Annotated in this window: 8 protein-coding genes; 7 read left to right on the plus strand and 1 reads right to left on the minus strand. The window is 33.0% G+C overall.

Annotated elements, in window-relative coordinates:
- Positions 1–12: 12 nt before the first annotated feature.
- Positions 13–396 carry an HU family DNA-binding protein gene (locus IQ05_RS03360; protein WP_144889831.1) on the minus strand — a complete coding sequence of 128 codons (384 nt, stop codon included), beginning with the start codon at positions 394–396 and terminating at the stop codon, positions 13–15.
- A 705-nt stretch (positions 397–1,101) separates the two neighbouring features.
- Between IQ05_RS03360 and IQ05_RS03365 the strand changes: the two genes are divergently transcribed.
- The 7 genes from IQ05_RS03365 (at position 1,102) to IQ05_RS03395 (ending at position 19,784) form a co-directional block, all read left to right on the plus strand.
- Positions 1,102–5,790, plus strand: a complete 4,689-nt coding sequence (locus IQ05_RS03365; RefSeq protein WP_144889833.1) for a hypothetical protein — start codon at positions 1,102–1,104, stop codon at positions 5,788–5,790.
- A gap of 1 nt (position 5,791) precedes the next feature.
- Entirely contained in the window at positions 5,792–7,870 is a 2,079-nt protein-coding gene (locus tag IQ05_RS03370) for a fibronectin type III domain-containing protein (protein WP_144889835.1), read from the plus strand.
- A gap of 5 nt (positions 7,871–7,875) precedes the next feature.
- Positions 7,876–8,253, plus strand: a complete 378-nt coding sequence (locus IQ05_RS03375; RefSeq protein ID WP_144889837.1) for a hypothetical protein — start codon at positions 7,876–7,878, stop codon at positions 8,251–8,253.
- Positions 8,254–8,365: 112 nt separating this feature from the next.
- The gene (locus IQ05_RS03380) at positions 8,366–9,133 is read left to right on the plus strand and encodes a hypothetical protein (protein ID WP_144889839.1); all 768 of its coding nucleotides are present in this window, start codon (positions 8,366–8,368) and stop codon (positions 9,131–9,133) included.
- Between the two features lie 4 nt (positions 9,134–9,137).
- A complete protein-coding gene (locus tag IQ05_RS03385) occupies positions 9,138–10,337 on the plus strand; it encodes a hypothetical protein (RefSeq protein WP_144889841.1) in 1,200 nt (399 codons plus the stop codon).
- A gap of 4 nt (positions 10,338–10,341) precedes the next feature.
- Positions 10,342–11,688, plus strand: coding sequence for a hypothetical protein (locus tag IQ05_RS03390; protein ID WP_144889843.1), 1,347 nt, complete (start codon positions 10,342–10,344; stop codon positions 11,686–11,688).
- A gap of 20 nt (positions 11,689–11,708) precedes the next feature.
- Positions 11,709–19,784 (plus strand): T9SS type A sorting domain-containing protein, encoded by an 8,076-nt coding sequence (locus tag IQ05_RS03395; protein ID WP_144889845.1) that lies wholly within the window; start codon positions 11,709–11,711, stop codon positions 19,782–19,784.
- Positions 19,785–19,824 lie beyond the last annotated feature (40 nt).

Genomic DNA, 19,824 nt, shown 5'->3' on the forward strand with positions numbered 1-19,824 from the left:
ATAGATTAAACACTATTTCTTACGAGTAAAAGTCAACTGCTTTAACATTTTTTTAAATCGAACGCCAGGTCTAAAAACAATAGAGGCAGCAGTAACGTTTTTCGCAGAAACCCCTTCGGCTGATGAGCTTGCTGTACCTTTTACACTTACTTGAAACGTACCTAATTGACCAAGTCTTACAATTTTTCCATCGTCTAAAGCTTTGGAAACGGTATTGACTAAACTGATAATTACGGCATGGCAGTCCGTTTCTGTTAAGGTTGTGCTCATTGAAATTTGCTCTGCTAAATCGTCTAAATCTACCTCACCAGTTTGAATGGCTCTAGGATAATACAACATAGATTGTGAAGGTTGTCTGGGATTTGTTTTACCAGCTGCAGTGATATGTATTGCCATAATGAAATGTTTTTGTAGTTTTTTTAAAGCGCTCTTTACAAAACTACTAATTTGTTTTGATAGGTTCTACAAACAACCATGGTCATTTTAATAAACTGCGACGGTCACATTATTAATTGACCACGGTCAAGTTAATAGACAACCACGGTCATTTTGAAAAATCAACAATAAAAATTCACAAAACGGTCTATAAAAAAAACAGCTGTTGAGATTAAAGTCTACAAACGGTATTTGTTTGTTTAGCGAGTCTAATTTTTTATAATATTGAATTAATTAGATCAAAATTAACTCACAAAATAGTACAACATTGAATGGTAGTACTTATTATATACTGTCAATACCAAATAATTTTAAACTACTGTGATTGAATAAAAGGAGAAAACGGATCAGATTAAAAAGAAACATTCTATTAAATAAAGTAGTAATTATGAAAATATTATTCTTTTTTGAATTAAAGAACTTACATTTGCAACCGTTAAAGATTTATGAAATAGTAGTCAAATCTCTTAAGGGAAAGGTTTTTTCATAAAAATATATAATTTATTTTATATAATTATAAAATTCCAGAAATGATATTTGTCTATAATTAACAAAAATTGTTTTCAAAACGAATAGCTAAATACTTACTATAATTAAAATTAAAGCATAAAAACTTTGACCACATAATTTTAAAAAAGGCTTCAAAACCATTAAAATATAGCAAACTTGAAAAAAATTACTCAACAAAAAAACATTTTTATAATTTGTATTTCCATTCTTTTTGTTACCTTAAATTCTTACGCAAAAGTACATAACGATACAATATTAAAAAGTCAAAATAAAAATTCTTTATCTTCTAAATTTAATTTGACTAAAAAACATACTCCTGAAGTAGCTTCTAATTTTCATTACAATCAACAAACCAGTGAATTTACAAAAGACTATTTAGATCATAATTTTCCTCTTTCACAAGAGACTCAAAAAGATTTAGAACTTGCAAAAGCTACTATAGAAAAAATAGAAAAAAATAGCAGTTTAACGGATTTTTTAGAGCCTAAAAAACTTTCGATGTTACCAATAGGCATAAAAAAAACCATTGGAGGCATTCAATACATGTTAGGGATTAGCAAGGCCACATTTAAAGCTGAATATACTGAGTTAACAGCTTTTGTACGAATTATAATTCCTCAAAAAGATGCTAACGGGCAGTCAAAACAATTGTTTTTTGGTGCAAACAACATAAAATTATCACATAAGGGTGGATTAGTTGGCGATACGAATCTAGCCTTACTTGGTGACGTTCCTATCAAAATTAATGGTGAAAACCTTTTATTGATTTTAAAGGGAGGTATGAATATGGCAACTGGAGAAGTTGATAAAAAGACATATGTCACAATTGACTGCAATGGTTTTAAAGAACTAGGAATTACTGCCGATTTAAAATTTTCTAGAAATCTAATTGTCCCAGTTAATGACAAATTTATTGCTGAAGATAAGACAGCACATGTTACTACTAATTTCAAAACTGTTGTGTCAAATTGGAATGATATTTTGGTAGAAATATCTATGCCAAAATTTGAGTTGGCTTCAAAAAAAGGTTTTTGTTTCGAACTCAATAATGCAGTACTGGATTTTAGCGATTTAAGAAATTCTAAAAATGTTAACTGGCCTGTTAATTATGAAGCCAAATATTTAATACCAGGAAATGAAAATTTATGGCGGGGAATATATGTAGAAACGCTTAATGTTGTGTTACCTGAGGAATTCAAGAAAAAGAATAGTAAGGCTAGGATACATTTTAACGCAAAAGATCTACTAATTGACCGTATGGGGGTTTCAGGACATTTTTTAGGAACTAATTTAATTAGCCTAGATGAAAGTGATGCTTCTGGGTGGGAAATGTCTTTAGACTCACTCGATGTTAAAATTGCTGCAAATTCATTAGTTTCAGCTGATTTTAATGGTGAAATTCTTTTACCTGTATCTGATAAAACATCTACTTGTAGCCAAGAACAAAGATCTGAGTTAAAATACAAGGGTAGCATAGATCCAATAAAAGATGAATATATTCTTAATGCACAAGTTACTAATGATATATGCTTTCAGGCCTTCAAAGCAACTGCTACCATTAAGGAAAACTCATATGTTGAACTAAAAGTAAAAGACGGTAAATTTTTTCCAAAAGCTGTTTTATTCGGGACTTTGTCATTGAAAGCGAGTAATAAATCGGCTAGTACTGCACAATCAGAAGTAAATACACAAAGTAAGGAAACTGTTGATTTTAAAGGAATTATTTTCGAAAATCTAACATTACAAACAGTAACTCCTTACTTAACTGCTGATTATTTTGGTTATAAAAATCTCCAAAGTAAAGATGCTAGCCTTAGTAATTTTCCAGTAACTGTCAATGAAATTTCTTTAATTACTGCGCCTGAAAGTGCTAGTTTAAAAGTTGATTTGGCAATAAATATAATGGAAAATCAATTTACAGGTCAAACTAAATTTTATGTCATTGGAAAATTTGGTAAAGAGGAAGGCATTCAAAAATGGAAATACGATAGTCTTAAATTTGAACAAATAAATATTGGTGCAGATATTGGCGGGATGAAGTTAAATGGTAGTATTACTATCATGGATAATGATCCTGTATACGGCAAAGGTTTTAAAGGAATGCTGAGTTGTGATTTTACAGGAGGAATCAAGGTTGAAGCAAACGCTATTTTTGGAGCAACAACTTTTAGGTATTGGTATGTTGATGCTATGGCAGATAATTTAAATATTCCATCAGGAGCAATAACTTTTAAAGGTTTTGGAGGTGGTGCTTCCTACCGAATGAAAAAGGAAGGGTTCAGTAATAATTTTACGGCATCAGGGTCTAATTATGTTCCAGATATTGAATCTGGTTTAGGCGTAAAAGCTATGATTAAATTTTCGGGAACAGCTTCGGCAGATGCATTTTGGGGAGGTGCAGGTTTTGAAATTGCTTTCAATAATAAGTTCGGCATCAACAGAATCAGTATTTATGGTGAGGGCCATGTGATGCAACCTTTTGAAATTCCTGTGCCAGATAAACTCAAAAAGGCATTGAAGGAAGTAAGTGAAAAAGAAGCTAAATTTTCAAAAGAAATCCTAGAAAAACTAAAAATAAGCAATTTATCAAAAGCAGCCGAAGATTTATATCCAAATGAGATCAAAGGTTCTATGGGTATCAATGCTTTTGCTGCGATACAATATGATTTTACATCAAAAATATTACATGGTACGTTTGATATGTATGTCAATACACCAGGAGGCCTAATTAAAGGCCGTGGAAGTAATAATAGAGCTGGCTGGGCTGTGTTGCACTTTGGTCCAGATAAATGGTATATCCACATGGGTACTCCAAAAGATCGTTTAGGATTGAAAATGGCTATAGGACCTGTAGAGGTTGAATCTGGCGGATATTTCATGATGGGAGACGATCTACCAGGTAGTCCGCCTCCGCCAGCTATTGTTGCAGATCTTTTAGGATTAAAACTCGAGCAATTAGATTATATGCGAGATGAAAACAGTCTTAGCGGAGGAAAAGGTTTTGCTTTTGGATCAGATTTTAGTATTAAAACTGGGGATATAACCTTTTTATTGTTTTACGCTAATTTTCAAGCTGGTTTTGGTTTTGATATTATGGTGAAAGATTATGGTGATGCTGCTTGTCAGGGTTCTGGACCTATCGGTATTAACGGTTGGTACGCAAATGGCCAAGCTTATGCCTATTTAAAAGGGGAATTAGGTATCAAAGTAAAACTCTTTATGGTAAAAAAGAAAATAAAAATTATTGAAGGAGGAGGGGCCGTTTTAGTACAAGCAAAAATGCCTAATCCAGTATGGATTAGAGGATATTTAGGAGGTCACTTCAATTTGCTCGGAGGATTGGTGAAAGGACGTTTCCGATTTAAGGTCGAATTTGGAAAAGAATGTGAATTTATAAACAATACCCCTTTAAATGGTTTAAAAGCCATAGCAGATATTACACCTGCAAAAGATACAAAAGATGTAAATGTATTTGCAGTACCACAAGTAGGATTTAACATGCCTATTAATAAGAACTTTACAATAGAAGAGGATAGCGGCCTAAAAACATACCGTTTAAAACTTGAAGAATTTTTGGTAAAGAAAAACGGTAATCCAATACTTGGTTCTACGAGCTGGAATACAACCAATGATTTAGTTAGCTTCAATGCAACGGAAGTATTACCACAAAATTCCGACTTAACACTAAGCGTAAAAGTAAGTTTCCAGGAGTATACTAATGGTAACTGGAAAACTATTTATGAAAACGGCCAAATAGCTACTGAAAATGAAACTGTTAATTTTACAACAGGGACAGCACCAAACAACATACCAGTAAACAATATTGCGTATTGTTACCCTGTCTTTGATCAAAAATATGTTTATCAAAATGAGAGTAAACAAGCTTATGTAGTCCTTAAACAAGGTCAATCTTATTTATTTGAATTAAAACCAGGTCAGACTCAGAAAGCATTTTACAAAACTGGAACTAAAACTGTAAATAGTACATTATCCTATTCGCCTAGTTTGAAAAAAGTAAGTATAGATATACCCGTTTTAGAGAAAACGAAGTCCTATAATATCACTTTAATGACCTTAGAAACGCAATCAGAAGCGAATAACAATCTAAAGGAAAGTTATGAAACTCAAAATTTGGACGCACAAAGTAGCGTTGAGACTAAAAAGAATGAGCTAAAAGAAACCATAACTGGAGGGCAAGGTATTGAACTATTGCAATACAATTTTAATACCAGTCAATACAATACTTTTGAGGAAAAAATGAATGCAAAAAGACCAAGACAAACCTTGGTAGAAATCATCTACTCGGATGTACATGCTTTACATTCTATCAATAATTCTTCAGAACCATTTGATGAAATTGAACTTATTGGTAATGCCAAGACTTTAAATATTCCTTTAGTGACTACTGAGGCTATACTTGACGATAATTATTATATTAATGAGATTTTTCCATTAATATATAAAGGATATCCCCTAGAAAGTGATTTAACATTAAATAGAAATACAAATACCCTAGGAATACCGCCTACAAAAGGTGTTGAAACACTGGCTTGGTATCAGGATGATCTTATGAATAATGCAACTAGTTACATGCTGAAAGAGTACCTACCATACCGATATAATTTACCTTTCTATTTTAAAACAGACTTTGTGGATTTAAGATATAAAGTAGTAAACAAATATCTGAATACTGCCAATCAAGTCATGAAAACAAAGTATGATTATATTATCAATGGTACATTCCCGTACATCAAAAAAGGGAACTATAACATAAAATTGAATTATACTTTACCAGGTGGTCAACTAGGAACAAGTTCTATTTTTACATTTAATAAAACCAATTAAAATGAAGCCCAAATTTTTAATGTTCCTTATTTTAACTGCTATAAATCTAGGGTTTGCTCAAAACCCATTAACTAAAGAACCTAAAATAGCTGAAAATAAACTAGAAATAAAAGTACTTACAAGAGTTCAAAAAGATAAGATACTTTTACGCTGGGCCGTGACCGATGCTATGGCTTGGAAAAAATTAAACAAATACGGCTACTTAGTAGAGCGGTTTACTATTGCAAGAAACAATAAAACGCTATCAAGTCCAGAAAAAGTTGTTTTAGCCAAACAAATTAAACCAGAGCCTTTAGCATCTTGGGAAACCATAATAGATACCAATGAAAATGCTGCTATCATTGCTCAAGCACTTTATGGTGAGGAATTTTCAGTTAATGGAACTGATAATTTACAATCGATCATTAACCTTTCTGAAGAAACAGAGCAGCGGTTCACATTTGCTTTATACACTGCCGATAAAGACTTTGAAATTGCTAAAAAGGCAGGTTTAGGATTTGAAGATACTACTATTAAAGAAAACGAAAAGTACTTATATCGTATTTCTTCTAATGTTCCTAAGGAAGAATTAGATATTGATTATGGAGGTGTCTTTATTGATACTAAAGAAGTGGAGACATTACCAAAACCAATGGATTTTTCAGGAAATTTTACAGATAACAGCACCATGTTAAGCTGGAACTTCAATATACTAGCGCACGCCTATGGTAGTTATTATATAGAACGTTCAGAGGATAAAAAAATATTTAAACGTATTACCAATAAACCCTACACAAGTTTAAATCAAGAAAATACAAATAATAATAGGATATTTTATGTAGACACTATCGCCAACAATAAAGAGTATAGTTATCGCATTCAAGGAATTTCTGTATTTGGAGAGTTAGGACCTTATTCTGAAATTGTTAGTGGAAAAGGAAAATCATTATTAAAATATGTTCCTCACCTTACAGTACAGGAATTTAAGGACGATACAACTGTTAACTTAATTTGGGAATTTCCAGAAGAAGGAGATGAAGAAATAACTGGTTTTGAGCTTAATCGTTCTGATAAAGAAGATAATAATTATGTTACGGTAGTCAAAAACATTTCGCCAAAGGCTCGCAACATAATTTACAATAAATTAAATCCATCAAACTATTTTACAATAACCGCAGTGAGCAAACAAGGAAATAGTAGAACCTCATTCCCAATGCTTGTTCAGCCTGTTGATTCTATTCCGCCAAGTAAACCAGTTGGATTAAAAGGAACTATTGACAGTCTGGGTGTGGTAAAAATTTTATGGGAAACTAATAATGAAAAAGACCTGTTAGGTTATCGAATTTATAAAGCATACAATGCATCTGAGGAATACAGTCAGCTGACAGTGAGCCCAAATGAAAAGAATACTTTTGAAGATAAAGTAATACTCAAAACCTTAAATAGTAAAGTCTATTACAAGGTAATTGCTGTAGATTACAGATACAATATGTCTGAATTTTCAGAGCCACTTGTTCTAAAAAAGCCAGATATTATTCCTCCCGCATCGCCCGTTTTTTCAAAGTATGAAATTAAAGAAGGAGGGGTTTTCTTAGAATGGTTTAACAGCCAAAGTGAAGATGTGGCAGTACACCAATTGTATCGACAACAAAAAGATCAAAAGGAATGGAAACTTGTTTATGAAACTAAAAACAAAGAAGAACAATTTCAAGACAAGTCTGTTGAAGAAGGGAATATTTATACCTATGCCATTTTTGCAAAAGATGATTCAAATCTACAATCGCTACCTTCACCTAACCTATCCACTTTTGTTCCTTTAAATGGCGTCATGGAAGCAATAAAAGGCTTTTTTGCTCAAGCTAATAAAACTACAAACACTATTGATTTATCTTGGAGTTACAGCAATCCCCAAGTTGATAGTTTTGAAATTTACAAAGCATCCGAGAAAGATGCTTTGCAATTGATTCAAATTGTAGATGGAAAAAAAAGACAACTATCTGACCCCACCATTACCATAAACACCAATTACAAATACGGTATTAGGGCTATTTTTAAAGATGGAAGAATGTCTAAAATGGATTTTTATACGGTTAAATTTTAAGAAGAATGAGGGACTTTTACTTATTTCTATTAATAACTTTTTGTACACATACTTTTGGACAAGAGTTAAGTTATAGCGGCCTTGTAACAGTGGGAACTTCATCTGAGTCAGTCAACATTTCTTATGTACTTGGTGAGGGGGATAACGCTTATCCCATAAACGGAAATTTCTCTTATTTAAATACAAACATACCTATTTTAGAAAATTATTATGTGGGTATTATCAGCTATGATCGTTTTGGAGCGGGTTGCATCGGTGTAAATACGTATACAGCTACTCAACTATTGGAGCAAAGTGTAGTAACAGTTGGCGGGTGTGGACCATATATGACACTTTCTAATTTCAAACCAAATAATCTTCAAAATTTTAACAACAAACGGTGAAGTATGTGCTGGAGATCAACTTAATTTAATTGCGTCACCTGCAGGTTACCCAGATGCGGCATATCACTGGCAGTATAGTGTAGATAATCAAGAGACTTGGTTTAATGTCCCTTTGACCATAAATGATAGAAAAATAAATAAAACAGCGACTAGTAACTTTTCTATTCAAGAAATTCTTGGTGACAATCATCTTACTTACATAAACAAAACAATATATTTTCGCCTTGGATATATCGATTCCTTTATTTCTGCTGAGCCTTTAGCCATTAAATACGCTCCATGTGCTCCAATACTTGTGGATAGAACATATATTGCTCCAGATTGCAAAGGAGGTCCTATAAAAGAAATAACAGCTTACTTTGAAAGACCATTAGAGCTAAACGAAACACTAAGCCCTATGCAAATAATTCCATTTCCGAAAGTAAATGGTGATCCAATATTTTTCTCTCAACAAGAGGAAATAACAAACCTCGTTTTTGATGCAACAAAAAATCTATGGGCTTATAAATTTAAAAACTTAGATAGTGGTAGGTTGATCAATAACAGAAGATACATCATAGAATACCAAGCAAAGAAGTATGGAGTACCAAGAGGAACACTTCAATCATTTGAACCATTTATATATAATGATCCAACAGCTGTACAATTCGAGATTGTTTCTGCTGAAAACCCCTTATGCCACGATGGTACTGTTGAAATTGTCATTAGGGTAAAAGGCGGTACAGGTGCTTATAAGTTTTATGATGACACCATAGAAATAATTCCAACACCAATAAATGGAACTGACGGTATTTATCATCTAAAAAACTTAGCACCCAAAGATTACAAAATAAAAGTTACGGATTCAAATGACTGTATTGATACAGATAAAAATGAATAAGCATATGAAGAAAAATATAATATTTTTTTTACTAGTTTTTTTAATTGGTCACGTTGCATTTTCACAATATAAATTGACTTATTCTCAAAGTGGATTTCTTAACGATAATTGTTCAAAATATGAGGATTTAGTTTTAGAAATAGGAATTGAAGAAGCGGGTAATTTCACGACACTTGAATCCGCCAATTGTGGGAGAGCAATCCAATCTAGTGGTATCGTTTATTTGAATAGTAAACCAAATTCTATTCGATTTAGAGAATGGAATTATATCTCAGAAACACATAATATTAGCTATAGAAATAATTCTAATTGTAAATTAGAAACAATTATTTTAGCTACAACAAGTGGAGAGGAAGTTACTATATCATTTAATTTAACGCCTAACTTTATTATATCAGCAATCACCCCTACAAGCCAGCTTGTAAGCGCATGCAATAAAATAATAATAAGTAGTCCTGATACTTACAATTTAGAATTCTATAATTGGCAATATAACTTTAATTCAAGTGGATGGATAAACTTATCAAATTTTTATGGCAAAAATAAGCTAGAAATAGGATTAAGTGAAATTCCAAATCTTGCAATTGGTCAAACTGTTCATTTTAGAATTAGTAACTGTACAAACTCAAACATACTTTCGTATTCATTTACTAATTGCTCTCCAAAAATACAAGAATTAAGAAAATCAGATATAACATGTAGTTATCTCAATGATGGTAGCATGTCAATTTTATTTGAAAGAAAATTAGAAAGCTATGAAAAATTAAACATTAATTTATTGAAACTATTTACTAGTGGATATTCAATAATTAAAGATAAAAATGATCAAACCTATGATAGCACTACTTTACTCTACAATTGGCCTGAAAATTTAGATGCCGGTACTTATAAAATAAAATATCAAATAACACCAATTGGAGATCCTGTTGAATCCGCTCCATTCACCATTAATCCCGCTACTCCACTAACTTTTGAGCTTCAAAACCCAAAAAATCCAAGTTGTTTTGGAGCAGAAGATGGTAGTGTTGATATCTTAATAACAAGGGGTGTCCCAAAGTTTTTTGAAGTAGATGGCGATAGTGTTATTCCTAATGAATTAGGTCCAAATCTTTATAGAATAAACAATCTCAAAGCAAAGCCAGATGGACATAAAATTAAAGTTACTGATGCCAATAACTGTATCGATAATGGTAAATATGACTAAGCGTATGAAAAAAATTATTACTTTCTTTTTACTTTGTATTTCTGTGAATAGCTATTCTCAAAAACCTAAAAACATCATAGTTGAATACAATCCGCAATCTGCGTTTCTACAATTTGTCTCTGTAGTTAGGGTACATAATAAAAATAATGTACTAGTATATGAGGACAATTATACTGACGTAAATGCATTTTCTTACAATAGTCTTATTGGAAAAAAAACAGCAACACTGATCAATTTAACAGAAGCTGACTATCCATTAAAATTTAGTTTACGAGGTGAAACATTGTATACTACCAATTGCAATGAAAATAAAGATATTGTATTTACTTTAGAAAAATATAATTCCCTTGGGACTGAATCCTTGTTTGCATGTACAGCAAGTGCAGAAATAAGAGCTTTTTATTTAGATAATCCTGAAACAAATGATAATGTTAGCAGTTGTGATGTCATTAGCATTAAAAATAAACCAATTACTAACTACTATTACAAGCATCCTGTTTCTGGGGAATGGATTGATATTTATACAGTAGCTCCAAATGCTATCCTTTACAATAGCATAAATACAAATGATTTAAATCTAAAAATCAATGAGGTCCCTGATCTAAATAATTATTATGGACCTCTATTTCTAAAAGGTTCCTATACTGTTGATGGTCTTTATGATTCATTTGTTACTACACAAGAGGGCGATGCAGCCCCAATAAATGTTTATTCTAAAACATTTGAAACAAATATTATTATTTACAATATTACTCCATGTACACCTGTAATTACAACGACATCATCCCAAAATTTTACTAGCTGCTCCTATTCACAAGACGGTGCAGTTACCTTCACATTTGAGAGAGAATTGCAAGATGGTGAACAATACGAAATGGCTCTTTTTTATCAAAATGGTGCAGCAGTCCTAGATGGAAATAAAACTATTACTAAAAATTCGATGACTACTCCAACAACGTACACTTGGACAAATTTACCATCTGAAAACTATAAACTTACCTATTACACAAAAAAAACAGTAGGTAGCAAAGAGTATCTAAGTAATCCTCCTTTACAAAAAAGATTTACAATATCATCTCCAACTAATTTAGAATTCACAGTATCAGCCAATAATCCTTTATGTAATAATGGAGCGACTAACTTAATTATAGAGGCTATTGGCGGCAGCCCACCCTATTTTTATGATGACTTAGAAGGCACTACAGAAATTATTAATGGAGAAACAAAAATTAAAAGAATACAATTCAACCCATCAGATGAGCAATCAAATCAAGTTTCAATACCACTACTAAATCCAAAAAGTGTATATACCATAAAAGTCACTGATTCAAAATTCTGTATTGAAAGATAATCCGCTATTAAACACCTATTATGAAAAAATATTTACTCCTACTACTATTGTTTTTGATTAACTTTTGGGGATATTCACAAACACAAGCAACTGTAACAGAAATAGCTGTAGATGGTGCAAGAACAGTGACTTTTACAAATCCAGCTCCTATTGAGCTCAATGAGGCATTTATAACAACTGCAACTACAGGTTTTGATAAAAGTGATGGAAAATTATATATCGTTTTTAAAGGTAGAACAGAACCCTATACGTATTCTTGGAAAAAAAATCTTGATAATTATACCCCTGCAAAAGATCCAGATAATCCAAATACTTGGATTAATTTTTCAGCTGGCGAATACACCGTTATAGCTTCTAAAGATGGCTGTAGCAGTTTATCAATTGATTTCACAATTGAACGACCAGCCGAATTATTAATCAGTCTTATTCAACCTAATAAAATTGGTTGTTTTGGTGGCACAACAACGCTAGCTATAAATAACAACACTGCTACAGGAGGTTATCCCTATGTAGGCACTAAAAATTATACCTATTCTTGGTACAAATGTGATGATAGTAATGGTTCAAATCCTGCATTAATTTCGGATGCAAGAACAAATCCTGTAACACTAGGATTCTATTATGTTGAAGTTAATGATGGAAAGAATATAAAAAAATCGAATATAGTTCAAGTAACTCAAAATGAACAAATAACTGTTTCAGAAAATAAAATAGAGCCTCCATGTAATGGAAATAACGGTAGCGTTGCATTAGCTATTTCAGGAGGTAAAGGTAATTATAATGTAACTTGGACTGGAGATGACATTAACACTGCCATAATTACCAATAATGGTAAAAATTTATCTGGTAAAGCTGGTACTTATAATTACATTATAACAGACGCAGATGTTCCAGGATGCTCTATCCCTGGATCAGTTACTTTTACAGACCCTACACCTGTATTAATAACCTCTATAAATCAAACACAACCCTCATCATCTACCGCCAATGACGGTACAATCACTATAAACGCATCGGGTGGTACCGGAACTTATAAATATTTTGTTATCAAAGATGGAGGTAGCGAAGTTCAATATGGTACAAATGTAATTGCAAATTTAGGTAACGGTGATTATATAGTTCGGGTCGTAGATGTAAATGGATGTGCTTCTGACTCTAGATTGGTAAGTCTAAGGGGACTCAATGTTGCTGTTCTCTCAACATCTTTAGTGCTTAAATGTTTCGGAGATACTACAGGTAGTATAAGTATTCAAGCCAGTGGAGGAACTTTGATTGTTAATCAAAATTATACTTATAAATGGTATAGAAATGGTGTCGAGTTTGGTGGTAATAGCCCTTCCATAATTGGGTTAAGTTATGGTACCTATTATGTTATAGTACGTGATAATTTAAATCCTATTCAATCGCAAAACTTTATCATATCGCCACCACCAACACAACTACAAGTTTCTATTGCTAATACATCAGACATAAGTTGCCCTGGAGCTAACGATGGAGCGATAACCCTCAACGTATCTGGAGGAACTGGGTCTTACGCCTATCAATGGCATGATAATGTAACTACTAAAGATAGAACAAATCTGAAAGAAGGCACATATAAAGTAACAGTTAAGGATGAAAATGGTTGCCCGGCCACATTAGAAGATATTAAAATTGTATCTCCATCTGCCATTACAATTCCTCAACCAACCATAAGTAATGTCTCGATTTATGGACAAAAGACGGGGGCAATTACTTTTATTAATAGTCCTACCGGCGGAGAAGGTAATTTTATTTATTCTTGGACTTCAGATAAATTTACAGGTACAAAAAACTCATTGAATTTATCAAACCTAGAAGCGGGTGTATATACACTTGTAGTAACAGATGGCAATGGATGTACAAATTCTAAACCTTTTACAGTAACTCAAAATCTTGAATTAAAAGTAGATATCAAAGAAACTGCTTTTATAAAATGTTTTGGTGGTACTAACGGACAACTTACTGCCGAAGTAAATGGTGGTGTTGCACCCTATTCCTATGTATGGAAAAAGTGGAATGATGTTCTTCTAGGAGAAAATCAAAGTACTATCACTAACCTAAGCAAAGGAATGTACAGCGTTTATGTTACAGATAGTGCCAATCCAGGTGGTCCTTACGCTCTAGCTAATCAATTAAATTATGATTTAAAAGAACCTAATGAGCTTAGAGTAGCTGTAATAAACTCAACCAATGTGTTGTGCCATAATGAGACTACAGGAGCGATTTCTATTGATGTTAATGGCGGTAATGCACCTTATACGTATCAATGGACAAAAAACGGTGCCGATTATCCTATTACGACTAAAGATTTAATTAATCTTGGTGCTGGCACGTATCAAGTTATTGTTACTGATGCAGTTGGACATAATTGTACTGCAACATTGCAAGATGCGGTATTTATCTCACAACCTGAAGAACCACTAAAAATAGACAATGTATCCAAAACAAACTTAACAGGATATGAAACCAACAATGGAAGCATAGTTGTAAAAGTAATGGGAGGTTCCAAAGATTATAGTTATGAATGGACAAAAGATGCAGATACAACAATAATTGGTACAACAGCTTCTATAGCTAATCTTAGCAAAGGAATGTATTATTTACTTGTTAAAGACACGAACGGTTGCACTTTGCCTAAAGTACAATATGAAATTACACAGCCCGATAAACTGGAAATAGTTCTGACGCCTACTCCAAATACCGAATTAAAATGTTTTGGTGCAACAACAGCTGAATATAGAGCACTAATAACAGGTGGAGTTAAAGAATACGCACTTGAATGGTTAAATACTACCACTGGACAAAAATATTCTTCTATTGAAACTATTACCACTTTAAATACTATTTCAGTAGCTTCAAATTTAGCTTATGGGAATTATGTTGTTACAGTAAAAGATGCAAAAAATAATATTTTATTTGGCACCAACACCTTTACCATCAATCAACCTGATCTATTAGCTTTTACATACAACACAACCCCCGTTTCTTGCTTTGGTGGTTCAAATGGAAGCATTCAACTTATAATAACAGGAGGGACAAAAAGTAGCAATCCTAATAGTCCTTACTCAATTTCCAGCGATGGTGGTACAATAGATGCTAAAAACGGAATCATTTCTGGATTATCAGCAGGCAAATATAAGGTAAGTGTAACCGATGCAAATAATTGCCAAACTGCCCAACAAGAAATTGTAATTACTGCACCAGAGAAAGCACTTTATATTGCAAGCCAAGTAAGTACTCCAACCACAGGTTTTGGTCTCGCTACAGGAAAAATAGAAATTAGCGTAGACGGCGGTACACCTATAGACCCAGGAAATGGAGGCACACCAACTTACATCTATACATGGAAAAATAGTGCTGGTAGTACAATTGGCACTAATAGTCCAACCCTAAGTAACATTGCTGCGGGTGAGTATTCTGTAGTGATTACTGATACTAAGGGTTGCGAATTGCCTAAAACATTTACTGTCTTACAACCAACAAAACCCCTTGTAAGTGAAACGCATCTACAAGCAAAATGCAATGGATTAACGGGATCTCTAGATGCAACTGCCACAGTTGGAGCAACATTTGAGCAAAACCAATCTGAAAAAACATACACTTATAGATTAAAAAATAAAACAACAGGAATTACCGCATCTATTGTTGGAACTATAGCTAAGTTTGAGAATATTGCAGACGGTGAGTATGAGTTAACCGCTACAGATGTGGCTGGAATAATTTCAAATACTATACCTGTTACTTTTAAGCAACCTGCTCCCACAGTAGTAAACTTAATTCAAAAAAATGTTTCTTGTTATAATGGAAATGATGGATCACTAGAAGCAGTAGTAATTGGCGGCAAAGGTCCTTATACTTATATTTGGAAAAAAGAAACTACAAGTATAGGAAGTAATACATCAAAAATTGAAAGCCTTTCTAAAGGTAATTACACACTTGAGATAAGAGATAGCAACTATAATTCTAATTTAACGGCTTATTGCGTTAATGTTGCAACTACATCAATCTCTGAACCTACAGATGAATTAGCAATTGGGTCATTTACTTCTACAGATGCTACAGGTTATCAAACTAATAACGGAAAAATTGAAGTAATTCCTAGCGGAGGAACACCAACTTATCAATACCAATGGTTTTTTAATGGTACCGTTATAAATAATCAGAGCAATAACAGTGTCAGTAATTTAGCTCCGGGTGAGTATAAAGTAATCGTAACAGATACAAATCTTATTTGTTCTATTGAAAAAACTTTCACCATTAATGAACCAAAACTTTTAGAATTTAAAGTTCTAACAACTAACGTTTTATGTTTTGGTGAACAAAACGGTAGTATTAATGCCATAGCCACAGGTGGTGTAAAAGACAACAATGGTTTTTATACCTATACCCTTTTTGATAGGAATAAAAATGTATTAGAAAGCCAAAAAGCTTTAGAAGCAAAATTTGACACAAAATTTGCTGACACCTATTACATTCAAGTAACTGATTTTAATTTAAATACTACTCCTTCAAATTTAAATGATTTAATACCTGTAGTTATTGAACAACCTAACAAGGCACTAACGTTAGTTGAAATCAAAAAGAATAATGCCACCTGTCCTAACGAAGCCGACGGTAGTATTATTTTTGAAACAAGTGGAGGTACACCAAATTACAAATACACTTTATTAAACGTAAATAAAAACACCTCATCTCAAGTTAATGATTCAGCTATTGAAAACTTATCTGCAGGAACCTACACCTTAACTGTAACAGATAGTAATGATTGTGTTCAAAGTAAAACATTTACAATTACAGAACCTGAAGATTTTGGTTTTGATAAAGAAAAATTCACACTAACTAAACCTATTTTACCAGAAACAAACTGGTCTATAAATGTGGTGATGAAAGGTGGACAAAATGATTACAAATACAGTATTAAAAATAGTAGTGGAAATATACTTCTAGAAAAAGTAGTGTCGGACAAATTTCTATTGATCAATCAATTACCAACAGATATTTATACTGTAAGTGTAACCGATAATACAGGATGTACCAAAACAGAAATTATTGATTTAACTAATAATGTATTAGCAGCTTCAATTCAGCAAACCAAGCAAATAGTATGTAATGGTGAGGGAGCAAATATCGAAGCACTCGTAACAGGCGGTCTAGGGATTAAAACCTATACATGGTATAAAAACAATGAAATTATACCATTAGAAAACGGAACAACTTTAACTAATTATGGCTCGGGTGAGTATAAATTTAGCTGTATAGATACGGCTAAATTAGAAGTGATAAGTAATACGATCACTATTACTCAACCTGATGTAGTAGAAATTAAAAGTATTTTGAAGACTAATTCAACTTGTAACGGAGCTAATGATGGTACTATTTCTATAGACGTTATGGGTGGTAGCGGCTCCTATTTGTATAGTTTAAATGCTACTAATTGGACTGCTTTCTCTGCAAGTTCTACCGCAATTATTAATAATCTTCCAACGGGAGATTATACAGTATATGTTAAAGACTCTAAGGGATGTAATGCAATAGCAACAGCTCTAGCCAAGATAGAACAACCCTCTATCTTAACCATTTCTAAAATAAATACAAGTAGTACCTCTGGTTTTGGACTAAGCAACGGAAGTATTGCTGTGGTTATAGATGGTGGTAACGGAAACTATGTGTATAAATGGTTTAATGAAAATAAAATTGACATCAACCAATCAACTAGTACAGCAATAAATCTAGTAGCTGGTAAATATTATGTTGAAATCACCGATTCAAAAAATTGTAGTATCACGTCAGAATTAATAACGATTTCACAACCAGAAAAACTTACTACGCTTATTAACCCAATAAACCAAGTAATTTACTGCTATGGCGATAAAAGTATCCAATTAACAGCAACTGTTGCTGGAGGTGTGCCAAATTATAACTTTGAATGGTATGATAGTTCCAATTTTATGATAGGGACTAATCCTACGTCACCTTTTGTAGGTGCTGGAAATTATTATTTAAAAGTGATAGACAAAAACGGAAATACAGCTACCAGTACATCAGTAACAATCACAGAACCAGAATTGATTCTTACAAGTAATACAGTTGTTGATGTGAACTGTATTGGTGAAGAAAATGGAAGTGTAACATTAAAAGCGTCAGGAGGAAGCAATACTTTTGAATATCGTTTTAAACCAGAAAACGATAGTTATGGGAATTGGATCTCTTTTACTTCTAAAAACAGTACAATTCATGAAGGGCTTAAAGCTGGAAAGTACACTTTTCAAATAAAAGACAAAAATGGAATTTTATGCAGCAATGTACCAAATTTAGAGGTTAGCATAGCGCAGCCTTTAGCTCCAATAAGTTTAATCAATTCAAAAACAATAGTTACAGCTGCTTCTGGATTTGGTTTAGCTAATGGTTCTATTACTGTTGAAGCTACTGGTGGAAACGGCAACTATGCCTACCAATGGTTCAAAAACGGTTCAACAACAACTATTGCCAATACTAATACGGCCAACAATCTTGCAGCAGGAAAGTATTTTGTAAATGTGACAGACGCAAAAGGATGTAAGCTTACTTCCCTACTAATCGAAGTAACAGAACCTGCGCTTTTAATTACCTCAGCGGCGGTTCAAAATATCATTTTGTGTAATGGTGATTCAAACGGAAGTCTAAGACCTATCACTTTAGGAGGGTTCTTGAAACCAGGTGAAAACTATACCTACCAATGGTTTGCAGACGGAAATGCAACAGCATTAGCCACAACTACTATTCTCAATAACATCGGGAAAGGGTCGTATTATGTGATTGTAACGGATTCTAACGGCAATAAAGCGACCAGTAAAAGTATAACCATCACGGAACCAGATATTTTAAAAAACACATTATCTGCTGATTATACGTTGTGCGGGGATGCAAACGACTGGACGATTACAACGGCTCCAACAGGCGGGACAACTGCATACAATTACAGCTGGAATACTGGAGATAAAACCCCGAGCATACAAAATGTACCGCCAGGAAAGTATAGTGTTGTTATTACTGATAAAAATGGCTGTCGTGTAACCAATGAGATTACGATTACCGCTACACAGCCTCTTAGCACAGCAGCTCAAATAAAAAAGCCAACCTGCTTTGATGGTGATGATGCAACCATTGTATTGACAACGACAGGAGGAAAAGGCCCTTACACCTATTTATGGAGTACAGGAGCACAAACCAGCCAATTGAGCAATGCTAAGGCGGGTACTTATTCTGTAACAATTACGGATGTAAAAGGATGTATCATAAAAGAAGAATATAAAATTGAAAACCCTCCAAAGGACTTGTTAAATCTTGGGGAAGATGTGACCTTGTGTCTCGATCAAACCTTGACGATTAATGCTACTATTAATGATGATAAAGCCATCTATTTTTGGCAATCAGATAAAGGATTTACTAGTAATAAACCTATTGTAACCTTAAAAGAACCTGCAAATTATATCCTAACAATAACCAATAAATTAGGATGTAAAGCTGTAGATACCATTACAATTAGTAGCCAAAACACTCCTATTAACGCTGAATTTGCTATGTCGTCACAAGTGTTTACAAATGAGGTTTTTACTGTTATTAACATTAGTGATCCTAAACCTGATAGTATCGAGTGGATTTTACCTGCAGAGGCTATAGTTAAAACAAAGAGTAAAGACTACGCCGAGATGAGTTTTTCAAAACCAGGTGAGTATGATATCAGCATAACAAGCAAAAAAGGAAATTGTACTGCTTTTCAAACAAAAACAGTATTAGTGTTAGAGGGAGAATATAAAGATCCTGACACCACTGATGCAATGAAAAATTTTGATTTAAAAATCTTTCCAAACCCATCTGATGGTATATTTTCAATTGATATCACTTTAGATAAAGTAATGCCAGCTACCGTTAAAATATTCAGTTTAATCAATAATAGCATCATTGCTTCAAAATCAGAAAACGGCAAACAAACATATACTTTTGATTTTAATTTAAGTGGTATGATACCTGGAGTCTATTTTATTCTATTTGAATCTCAACAAGGAAGCAAGTTGAGAAAAATAATAATCAAATAGTACTCAGTATTTATAAATAATAATAAAGACTTTACTTTCT

This window comes from Flavobacterium tiangeerense (assembly GCF_007830355.1).
Classification (GTDB): domain Bacteria; phylum Bacteroidota; class Bacteroidia; order Flavobacteriales; family Flavobacteriaceae; genus Flavobacterium; species Flavobacterium tiangeerense.